Origin of the sequence: Butyrivibrio sp. AE3009 (assembly GCF_000420845.1) — a bacterium.
GTDB lineage: Bacteria > Bacillota > Clostridia > Lachnospirales > Lachnospiraceae > Butyrivibrio.
On record NZ_ATVS01000040.1, the window covers coordinates 20,783 to 31,810 of the forward strand.

At 45.8% G+C, this 11,028-nt stretch carries 7 protein-coding genes; 4 read left to right on the forward strand and 3 right to left on the reverse strand.

Features of this window, described 5'->3' with window-relative positions; translation table 11 throughout:
* Positions 1-8: 8 nt before the first annotated feature.
* Both G588_RS0115510 and G588_RS20620 read right to left on the reverse strand, forming a co-directional pair.
* Positions 9-1,382: an ABC transporter substrate-binding protein gene (locus G588_RS0115510; RefSeq protein ID WP_022779627.1), complete on the reverse strand. Its 1,374-nt coding sequence runs from the start codon at positions 1,380-1,382 to the stop codon at positions 9-11.
* Between the two features lie 305 nt (positions 1,383-1,687).
* A complete protein-coding gene (locus G588_RS20620) occupies positions 1,688-2,695 on the reverse strand; it encodes a LacI family DNA-binding transcriptional regulator (RefSeq protein ID WP_022779628.1) in 1,008 nt (335 codons plus the stop codon).
* A 154-nt stretch (positions 2,696-2,849) separates the two neighbouring features.
* Between G588_RS20620 and G588_RS0115520 the strand changes: the two genes are divergently transcribed.
* Together G588_RS0115520 and G588_RS0115525 are read left to right on the forward strand one after the other, a co-directional pair.
* Positions 2,850-3,833 (forward strand): hypothetical protein, encoded by a 984-nt coding sequence (locus tag G588_RS0115520; RefSeq protein ID WP_022779629.1) that lies wholly within the window; start codon positions 2,850-2,852, stop codon positions 3,831-3,833.
* 20 nt (positions 3,834-3,853) lie between these two features.
* Positions 3,854-5,515 carry an alpha-amylase family glycosyl hydrolase gene (locus G588_RS0115525; RefSeq protein WP_022779630.1) on the forward strand — a complete coding sequence of 554 codons (1,662 nt, stop codon included), beginning with the start codon at positions 3,854-3,856 and terminating at the stop codon, positions 5,513-5,515.
* A 77-nt stretch (positions 5,516-5,592) separates the two neighbouring features.
* Here the strand turns inward: G588_RS0115525 and G588_RS0115530 are convergent, their stop codons facing one another.
* Positions 5,593-6,195, reverse strand: a complete 603-nt coding sequence (locus G588_RS0115530) for a TetR/AcrR family transcriptional regulator (protein ID WP_022779631.1) — start codon at positions 6,193-6,195, stop codon at positions 5,593-5,595.
* A gap of 280 nt (positions 6,196-6,475) precedes the next feature.
* Here G588_RS0115530 and G588_RS20625 point away from each other — a divergent pair, with 280 nt between their 5' ends.
* Positions 6,476-8,590, forward strand: coding sequence for an efflux RND transporter permease subunit (locus G588_RS20625; RefSeq protein WP_022779632.1), 2,115 nt, complete (start codon positions 6,476-6,478; stop codon positions 8,588-8,590).
* A 69-nt stretch (positions 8,591-8,659) separates the two neighbouring features.
* On the forward strand, positions 8,660-11,028 hold a 2,369-nt coding region (locus tag G588_RS21805), incomplete at its 3' end, for a hypothetical protein (RefSeq protein WP_334290807.1).

Sequence of the window (11,028 nt, forward strand, 5' to 3'; positions counted from 1 at the left end):
GTTATTTATTACTGAGCGTAGTAGCTGGAGATTACCTGAGCCATTGTTGATACAAAGCCGTCTGCATCAAGCTTGCCCTTAGCATAATCTGCAAATACGTTACATGTCTGGTTCTGAAGGCCGTCCTTCTTGAGCATTGTGTGCCATCCGGAGTAGTTGCCTGCATCGATGTAGCTCTTCATGCTCTTGTAGAAAGGATTAACAGCCTCATACTGGCAGTCATCGAAAGGAGATACGAGACCTGCGTCGTTAACAAGGATGTTCTGAGCTGAATCGCCTGCGCACCAGTTGAAGAATGCCTTAGCTCCGTCAACGTTGCCGTCCTTGTAAGCTACCCAATATGAAGGGGGACCTGCGATGATGGTGTTGATTCCATCCTCAAATGCATAAGGAGCAAATCCGCACTCAAAGCTTACATCTGAAGGAGATGTTACGCACCAGTTACCCTGTGTGATAAATACATACTTGCCTTCCTTGAAGCCTGCAACCTGATTGTCATAGGTTCCGTCAATAAGAAGAGCAGGATCTGAATACTGGTTCATCATGCCGATGAACTCAGCGAAGTTCTTCATTCTTGCCTCATCGATCTTACCACCGTCGTTAAGAAGATCGATATAGGTTGTATCGTCAGCCTTAAGACCTGCATCAAGGTACTGTCCGAATACGTGAGTACCTGAAGACCAGCCAAGGTTTGTAGGCTCTGCGCACCAACCGAATACTGCTGTGATTCCAAGCTCATCCTTCTTGGAATCAAGAGTCTCGCAAGCTGCCTTCCAAGCGTCAGGGCTTGTAAGAGAAGCAGGATCAACACCTGCAGCAGCAAGGATATCAGCGTTGTAACCAAGGGCTGTAGCCTCAACTGTGTAAGGGAAGCCGATTGTTCCCATAGAAGCATCTGTAAGTTCAAAACCTGTCTTGTTTGTCCACTCCTCACCTGCAAGATCCGCAAGCATTCCATCCCAGTTAGCTGCCTGGTTAGCTTCGATTACGAAGATATCAGGCATATTGTCTGCCTGGTACATTTTCTTAAGCTCATCGGATGCGTTGGTATCGCCACCGATTGTCTCAACTACGAGAGTGTTACCTGTCTCTTCGTTGTACTTAGCAGCGAGCGCCTGCATCTGATCGTTGATCTCAGGCTTACCGTTAAGAAGACGAACAGCTCCTGCTTCAGCTGTCTCTGTAGCAGCGGGAGCTGCTTCAGTAGTTGCTGTAGTGTCTGTCTGTGTCTCTGTCTGTGTCTCTGTCTGTGTCTCTGTCTGTGCCTCAGGCTGAGCAGCAGTGTCAGATGTAGTTGTGCTGGTTGTGCCTGTAGTACCGCATGCAGCAAGTGTTGCGACCATGGTGCCTGCAAGAAGTACTGACATAAGTTTCTTTTTCATTTGTTACCCTCCTTTTGTGCATTGTGCAATATTGAATCTAAAATTCTTGTGTTACTTTTGCGCATAAGTTGTACGCTAAATTCAAAATATCACAATTATGCACAAAAGGCAAGCATATTTCGCATGTTTTCTCGCGCTCTAAAAATCAAAAACACCGCAAAACGCTTGTTTACTGGCTTTGCGGTGTTTGCTCTAAATCATAAAATTTTATTAAATATATCAAAAATATTCGTTAAATCGATAAATGCTGTAACTTATGCGCAAAAGTTAATTTAGGCAATTTTTACATGTGCTGACTTTAACGATTAAGCTCTTACTGTGTCACGAATAACAAGATGAGTAGGAAGCTTGATCTGGTTCGGCGTCTTCTGGCCGTTTAGCTGTTTGAGCAGAGTATCTGCGGCAACGATTCCCTTTTTCTTAACATCCTGATGAACTGTGGTAAGAGCCGGACGGTGGAGCTGACCCAGCATGTTGTCGTCGAAGCCTGCAATGGAAATGTCTTCGGGAACTCTGATGCCTCTGTCTGTGAGAGCGGCGATAAGGGTCACCGCATAGAGATCCGATACGCACATGATGGCATCGAAATTCTTGGCTTTTCTGCAGATCTCCTCAAGACTGTCCTGAATCTCATCGGATTTGGGTCTTATCTTTAAAAAGTCGCTCTGCTTGAATTTCAGTCCCCCATCTGCAAGGGCTTTTTTGTAACCGTTGAGTCTTGCCAGGTCTACGCCGCTCTGGTTATCGGAGAGGAAGGCAATCCTCTTATGACCCTTGACTATCATGTAGTTGACCATGTCATAGGTTCCCTGCTCGTCATCAAGTCCTACGTTGGTGAAGTGCTTGAGACCTTCAATACTGTAGGTATCAAGGCATACGATGGGCTTCTTGTACTTCTCGCTGACACGGATTCCGTCATCATCCAGCATTCCGAAAAGGATAAGACCGTCCACATTCCAGGTAGACACATGTCTCATGATCTCGGTGGTGTCGCTGGAAATATAGAGCATCATGAAGTAACCTGCATTTCTTATGGTCTCCTCGACGCCTCCGATAAGTTCGGATACGAAGGGGTCCATGATCAGGTTCTCATATTTGTCTGCTCTGGCCTTCAGGGCAAGACCGATTATCTTGGACTGATTCTGAGCAAGGTTACGTGCACTGATATTCGGCACATAGTCAACCTTATCCAAAAAGTCCTGGACTTTTTTCTGGGTCTCCGGAGACACTTCTCCGGTTTTTCCGTGAATAACATTTGAAACCGTCGTAGTGCTCATATTTAGTTGCTTTGCAATCTCTTTAATCGTAATCATAATTTTTTTTTGGTCTTTACAAAGAAAAAAAGTTATTGTATCTTGTGTTCAAATAAAACTTCATTTTTGAAAATTTTTTTGTGCTTATGCGCAAAAGCTTTTCTACTTTCAAAAATACCATGAGTGACTTTAGTTGTCAAAAAAGAGGAGAATTATGAACAACCAATACGAAAAAATCTCAGTAAACAAAGATCAGATCCTGGAGAACCTGAAAAAGGCCGCAGAGTGTGCTTCTTCCATCACAATCCCCGATGACATCCCTCACGGCGATATGCCCGGTGATAAGGTTGAAATCGGTGACAGCCACAGAGCCAAGGCAGGAACCATTTTTCCCGAGCTGGTAAAAGAGTTGGAGAAGGCCATGGGCGCTAACCCTTACGGAAGAGCTGTTGTTGCCGTTTGCGGAGGTTCCGGCGTGGGCAAATCAGAAATTGCGTCATGTCTGTCATATCTTCTGAACAGCGAAGGAATAGGCAGTTATACCATGTCCGGCGATAATTATCCTCACCGCATTCCCATGTACAATGATGCGGAAAGACTTCATACATACAGGGTTGCAGGCATCAGAGCAATGGTTGACGCTGGTGTCATGAATCCCGAAAACTATGCCAAGGTCAAAGAGTGGCAGATAGCCGAAGATGACGCAAACAAGGCACATGCAGAGACTGACACATGGTTCAGTTACTACCTTGACGGCGGCAGAAAGGCCCTTAATAATTACCTGGGTACACCCAAGGAAACCGACTTTGAAGAGGTTGATACCATTATGAAGGCTTTCAAGGATGGTGCCAAGTCCCTTTTCCTTAAAAGAATGGGAAGAGACGAAGCTTCTCTTTGGTACGACTGCGTTGATATGTCTGACAAGCAGGTGCTTATTGTTGAGTGGACCCACGGCAACAGTGACTACATGAGTCAGGTTGATATACCGGTTCTTTTGAACAGTACACCACAGGAGACTCTCGAGCACAGAAGATCCAGAAACAGAGATGGCAAGCTGGACAGCCCCTTCACCATGATGGTTTTGGAGCTGGAGCAGCAAAAGCTCGTTGATCAGGCTCACAAGGCCAAGATCATCATCACCAAGGCCGGTGAACTTATAAGCTACGACGGATTCAAGAAACTCTACGGAATGGACTAAGATGGTTTAGGAGGAAATTCATGAGTAAAAAATATGTGGATAACGGACCTATGCTCAACGCCTATCCCGATAGCATGGGCGGCACCCTGAAGGATATTGTTTCTGTCCTTTCCAAAAAAGAATTTGAAGACGTATTTCAGTCTTTTTACATTCTGCCCAGTATCTTCAACACTGATCTGGACAGAGGTTTTTCTGTAATTGATTATGGAATCAATGAGGAACTTGGAAGCAAAGAAGATATCGATGCTCTGGGTAAGCTTGATATCGACCTTAAGCTTGATTTTATCTTAAATCACGCATCTGTCCTGTCACCTCAGTTCCAGGATCTTGTTAAGAACGGTGAGAAGTCCAAATACGCTGACTTTTTCATCAACTGGAACAAGTTCTGGGAAGGCTGTGGAGACATGACTCCTGAAGGCTATATTCAGCCAAGGCAGGAGTACATCAAGGACATGTTTTTCAGAAAGCCGGGACTTCCCATCCTCATGGTGAGAATGCCTGACGGCAAGGATATTCCTTACTGGAACACCTTCTATCAGGAGGTTCAGTACAAGCGTCCCGATGCGCAGGATCTCATGGAGGTTATGGATATTCAGTATCTGTCAGCTCAGAGACTGTCTGAAAGAGTCTGCAAGGCTCTGGATGAGGGCAAGAAGCCCTCAGAGATTGATTTTACAGGATATGAGAAATACAATGATAAGACAGTGGACTATCTGGAATCCAAGAGACGCTATCTTGGTCAGATGGACCTTAATATCAAATCAGACCTTGTTTGGGAGCATTACAGAAACACCTTGAAGAGCCTGTCAGGCTACGGCGCAAAGATTGTAAGACTTGATGCCTTCGCCTATGCACCCAAGGAACCCGGCAAGAAGAATTTCCTCAATGAGCCCGACACCTGGGACGTACTTGAGAAGGTTAAAAAGCTGGCCGACGAGTTCGGAGTAGCACTTCTTCCCGAGATTCACGCAAGCTACAGCGAGAAGATCTATGAAGTTGTGGCAAACAAGGGCTACATGACCTATGATTTCTTCCTTCCCGGACTCCTTATCTATGCCATTGAGAGCAGATCCGGTGAACTTCTGAAGAAATGGGCCGATGAGATTCAGGAAAAGAAGATCAGAGTTGTCAATATGCTGGGCTGCCACGACGGAATCCCGCTTCTTGATCTTAAGGGAATCCTTCCAGAAGAAGACATTCAGAACATGATCGACACCATCGTCGGAAGAGGCGGCTTTGTCAAAGACCTTCACGGCGCCAAGAACATGTATTATCAGGTAAATGCTACCTACTACAGCGCCCTTGGAGATGACGACAAGAAGATGCTCTTTGCGAGAGCGATTCAGATGTTCATGCCCGGTAAGCCCCAGGTATGGTACCTTGATCTCTTCGCAGGCAAAAATGATCACGAAGCAGTTAAGCGTGCGGGAGCCGGCGGACACAAGGAAATCAACAGAACCAATCTTAGCCTGTCTGACATAGAAGAGGCCATGAAGAAGGATGTTGTGAAGAAGCAGCTTGAGCTTCTTGCCTTCAGAAATACTCATCCCGCCTTTGGCTTCGATGCTGACCTCCAGGTTAATGTTGACGGAAGTGTCATGACCTTCGAGTGGACAAACGGTGAGCACAAGGCAGTTCTTGAGGCTGATTTTAGTGATTACAGCTACAAGATAACAAAATGAGAAATTACCAATTGCATATTTATAACCATATTGAAAAGGCAGGAGAGCTATCGGTTCTCCTGCCTTTTTATGTCGTATTACTGAATCGTATATTGTTTAATTATACCCCGAACCGTAGTTTCCAGATGGGGCTTCAGGTCATTTAAGGATACCGGATCGTCATACATTATGGAGCTGTAGCCGGTGGAGCCTACAAGCTCGATGATAAGAAAGAGCATGACCTCAGGTTCCTTGAAGTTAAGGCCTGATTCTGCGATCATTTTTCTATATACTTCGCCAAAGTCCACGTCATCACTGCTGACGGGAGTGGTGAGAGCCTTCTTGAATACAGCCCAGCTAAGGTCCTTGTAGATGAAAGCAAGAAGTCCCTTGTTGGCGGCCAGTTCATCCAGAACATAATCCATAATAAAGATAAGTCTGTCTTCAAAGCCCTCTATTCCGGCCTCATCCAGCGCATGATATGCCTGCATGAAGAGCTGGCTGGACTTGTGGGCGATGAGTCTGTTCCTGATATCATATTTATCCTTGAAATACAGATAAAAGGTACCCTTTGCCACGCCGGCCTTCTCAACTATGTCGGAAATGGAGGTCTTGTTAAGTCCCTTTGAGGTAAAGAGCTCAAAGGAGGTGTTCAAAAGGCTCTCCATCTTCAGTTTCTTGTTCTGTTCAGCTTTTCCCATATATTTGTCCTCATCAATTTATTCTATTATGGCAGATAGTGCATATTCATGCAATAAAACAAAACTATATTTCAGAAATCGATTGTTTTCTTTATAAAAATTTTTCAAAAAAAATATTGACCATCAGTCATAAACATGTTATACCATACTATAGAAAATGACCAACGGTCAAGAATAAATTTCAAAGATCCTGAATCTTATTGAAAAAAGTTCTCGTTGGCAAAACGCTTTTTTGTGCTCATATAGTGCGGAAAGGTGATATATTTGAGGAGGTGAAGTTATGAACAAACTTTCACATGTTATTGTTAAACTGAGATTTGTCATACTGATTGTAGCCTTTGCACTGCTGATTCCGTCAGCTGTGGGCTATTTCAACACAAGAGTTAATTACGATATTCTTACTTATCTTCCTAAGGATATTGAGACCATGAAGGGCCAGGATGTTCTTCTTGATCAGTTCGGTACCGGAGCCTTCGTGCTGTACGTGGCCGAGGGAATGGAAGAGAAGGATGTGGCAGCCCTTAAGGCCAAGATCGAAGAGGTTGATCATGTATCCGATGTACTCTGGTACGATTCAGTCCTTGATCTTTCCATTCCGATGGAGATGCTCCCATCCCATGTATATGAAGCTTTTAACAGCGGCGATGCCACAATGATGTTCGTCATATTTGATGAGGGAACTTCCTCAGACGGAACCATGAAGGCCATCGAGGACATCAGGAAGATTTCCAACAAGCAGTGCTTCATGAGCGGAATGAGCGCCATAGTTACAGATACCAAGAACATGGCTATGAAGGAGACACCTATTTATGTAGGAATCGCAGTTCTTCTTGCGGTAATAGTTCTTTCACTTACAATGGACTCCTACCTGATACCTTTTTTCTTCCTTCTTAGTATAGGAATGGCCATCGTGTACAACATGGGAACCAATGTATTCAAAGGAGAGATTTCCTTTATTACACAGTCCCTGAGCGCAGTACTTCAGCTTGGTGTTACCCTGGACTACTCAATCTTCCTTTGGCACAGCTATCAGGAAGAGCTTAGCCAAAACGATGACAAGAACGATGCCATGGCAAATGCCATTACCGCAACCTTCCAGTCGGTAATCGGATCTTCAATAACCACTGTTGCCGGATTTATCGCATTGATGTTCATGAGCTTCACACTGGGCCTGGACCTGGGCGTTGTAATGGCCAAGGGTGTTGTATTCGGAGTTATCGGATGTGTAACCATCCTTCCCAGCATGATCCTTGTTTTTGACAACCTTATAGAGAAGACCAAGCACAAACCTCTGATGCCCGAATTTGTTAAGATCCCGAATTTTGTGGCTAAGCACTACCTGGTATTTTTCCTGGTCTTCCTTGCACTTATTACTCCTGCAGTTTATGGAAACAACCACACCAGTGTTTACTACGATCTCACCCAGACTCTTCCGGACAGCCTTGAGAGCGTACAGGGAGCCAATGAGGTTGATGAGAAGTTCGAAATGAACTCCGCATACATGCTCCTTGTGGACAAGAACCTTGATACAGCTTCTATGAATCAGATGATAAAGGAGCTGAAGGACACCGACGGTATCCTCTCAGTCCTTGGAACCGACTCCATTGTAGGACCTGCTTTCCCAAGAGAGTTCATTCCTGAGGATACACTTAAGAAGCTGGAGAGCGACGATTGGAAGATGGTTCTTTTGACCACGGATTACAAGATCGCCTCCGATGAGATCAACAATCAGATCACAGAGGTAGACAGGATAGTTAAGAGCTATGACCCCAAGGCTATGGTTGTGGGCGAGGCTCCCTGCACCAAGGATCTAATCAACATAACCAACCACGATTTCCAGGTTGTTAACTTTGTTTCCATCGGACTTGTATTCCTTATTATTGCTTTTGTACTTAAGTCCGCGAGCCTTCCGTTCATCCTGGTTTCGGTTATCGAGTTTGCTATTTTTGTTAACATGGGACTTCCTTATTACACACATACAACCATTCCTTTCATCTCATCGGTTGTAATCGGAACCATTCAGCTGGGAGCCACCGTTGACTATGCGATCCTGATGACTACCAGATACCTGAGTGAGAGAAATTTAGGGCATAACAAGAAGGAAGCTACATTGATAGCACTTTCCACCAGCATGAAGTCGGTTATTGTAAGTGCGCTGAGCTTTTTTGCCGCAACCTTCGGTGTTGGCATGATCTCCAGTATCGACATGATCGGTTCACTTTGTAACCTCATGGCAAGAGGCGCCATCATCAGTATGTTCACCGTACTTCTGGTACTGCCCGCAATGTACATGATCTTCGACGGACTCATTATCAGAACAACCTTCGGCATGACAGTAAGTGACGAGAAGGATTCACATCACACAGGATTTATTCACAGACACAAAGTTGCCTGATTATACATACAAACTTATATGTACATACGTACATAGGAAAAGAGGAAAATTATGATCAGAAAAAATCTAATGAAAACTTTAACAGTTGTTATGGCAGCAATGCTTGCAGTTATGACAGTTGCCTGCGGTGCTTCCACAACTAAGGATACAACAACAGCAATTGAAACGCAGGCACCCGAGGACAAGGCCCTTGAGAACACCATCGTGGATATGGCAACAAGAGCCGGCGGAGCTACCACAGATGCAGGCAAGGTTGAGACAGTATATGTCACAGCCAATGCCAACGGTGAAGTCGGAGATGTAATCGTCAGCGAATGGCTCAAGAATGCAGACGCTTCCAAGGAGATCAAGGACTCCACACAGCTCAAGGATATTGTTAATGTCAAAGGTTCAGAGACCTTCACTGAGTCCCCCGACGGAACCGTTGTATGGGACGCTGAGGGAGCAGATATCTATTATCAGGGAACCACAGAAAAGGAGCTTCCCGTTAATATGAAGATCACCTACACTCTCAACGGCAAAGAGATTTCTCCCGAGGAACTTGCAGGTAAGAGCGGTAAGGTTACAATCCGTTTTGACTATGAGAACAAGGATAAAAAGACAGTTAACGTAGACGGCAAGGATATTGAGGTATATACACCTTTTGCCATGGTATCAGGTATGATGCTTGATTCCGATAAATTCGCAAATGTAGAGGTATCAAACGGTAAGGTTATCTCCGATGGTGGCAAGATCGTGGTTATGGGCGTTGCAGTTCCCGGACTTAAGGAGAGCCTTGATATCAGCGATGAGAAGTGGGAAGAGCTGGATGAGGATGGCAAGATCGAGGACAAGTTATCTGATCACTTCGAAGTAACAGCTGATGTAAATAATTTCGAACTTGGAATGACCATTACAATGGCAAGCTCCGATATCCTCAATGATTTCGGAATGTCAGAGCTTACAGGCTCAGATAAGATAACCGATCTTAAGGCCGACATGGGCGAGCTCAAGGATGGCTCAACACAGCTGGTTGACGGAACCAAGACCCTGAAGGACGGAACCGGTGAACTCAGAGAGGGCGCTGACAAGCTCTATGACGGTTCACAGCAGCTGGCAGACGGCACAGGATCATTGTATGACGGAACACAGTCACTTGTCAGTGGTACAGGAGAGCTTGCAAACGGCAGCGGTCAGCTGGCAAGCGGCAGCAAGGAACTTGCAAACGGCGCAGGTCAGCTTGCAAGCGGCAGCAAAGAGCTGGCAAACGGAACTTCCCAGCTTGCAAGCGGAAGTAAAGAACTTGCAAACGGAACAAGCCAGCTGGCAGGCGGAGCAAAAGAGCTCGCCGGAGGAACCAAGGACCTTGCTGATGGAAGTAAGACTCTCGCAGCCGGCGGCGATACATTATATGGCGGACTTGTTGATTATCTGAATGCTACCAAGCAGATTCAGGAAGGCTCTGCAGAACTTGCTGACGGTGCAGGTCAGTTAAAGGCAGGTTCTGAGAAGCTTGTAGATGAAATGACCCAGGCTGAAATAGTTAGCAGTGCAGCTGCTCTTGCAAGCGGCTCAGCTCAGGTAAGCACAGGTGTAGGCGAGGTTGTTGAAAAGCTCACTGCCCTTAGCGGCCTTATGACCAAGAAACAGGAGATCAGCGGCCAGTATGAGGCATTCTGCCATGCACAGGCTTTCCTTGAAGGAAGGGAAGAGTGCAGCGAGACAGTTGTTAAGGCTCTGTACTTCCTGTCAGACGGTAAGATCGCAGATGCTGCAACAGCTATTGATATCAGAGATACAGGACTTGCAGCACTTCAGGGAAGCGCTACTGCAGGCGTAAGCCAGGAAGAGAACGGCGATGAGCTCGTAATAGAGGCAGAATACGGAGTACTTACTGAAGAAGGCGCACCTGAAGGCGGCGATGGTTCAGACAAAGAGTCCGGTAATAAGGGAGAAGGCGACGCTCAGCCCGCTACAGGTGAAGGTCAGCCCACAGGCGACGCTCAGCCTACAGATGGCGATGGACAGCCTGCAGGCGACAATGCTAATGCAGGAAGTACCGGAGACAATGGATATTCCGGTGACAACGGAAATGCCGGAGATAATACAAATGGCGGAAGCACGGGTGACACCACAAATGCCGGTGATAACACTCAGGGCGGCGACAATGGCGGCGCTGGTGATACCGGAAGTACAGGAAATACTGAAGGTACAGGAAATACTGAAAGTACAGGAAATACTGAAGGTACAGGAAATACTGAAGGTACAGGAAATACAGAAAGTACAGGAAGTACAGGTTCAGAGGGTACAATAACTCTTACCTATGATGAACTCCAGGATATGCTCAAGAAGGCAGCTGATGAAGCAGCAGCTGTTGCTTCCGAGAAGACCAAAGAGGCTGTTTTGGCTCAGGTTAAGGAAGAGTCAGACAAGAAGACAGCTGAGACCAAGACTCTTAT

What these genes read in the sequence shown, in the direction of transcription:
- G588_RS20625 (WP_022779632.1), top strand. Translation starts at nt 6,476, where the DNA reads ATGAACAAACTTTCACATGTTATTGTTAAACTGAGATTTGTCATACTG.
- G588_RS0115530 (WP_022779631.1), bottom strand. Translation starts at nt 6,195, where the DNA reads ATGGGAAAAGCTGAACAGAACAAGAAACTGAAGATGGAGAGCCTTTTG.
- G588_RS0115520 (WP_022779629.1), top strand. Translation starts at nt 2,850, where the DNA reads ATGAACAACCAATACGAAAAAATCTCAGTAAACAAAGATCAGATCCTG.
- G588_RS20620 (WP_022779628.1), bottom strand. Translation starts at nt 2,695, where the DNA reads ATGATTACGATTAAAGAGATTGCAAAGCAACTAAATATGAGCACTACG.
- G588_RS0115525 (WP_022779630.1), top strand. Translation starts at nt 3,854, where the DNA reads ATGAGTAAAAAATATGTGGATAACGGACCTATGCTCAACGCCTATCCC.
- G588_RS0115510 (WP_022779627.1), bottom strand. Translation starts at nt 1,382, where the DNA reads ATGAAAAAGAAACTTATGTCAGTACTTCTTGCAGGCACCATGGTCGCA.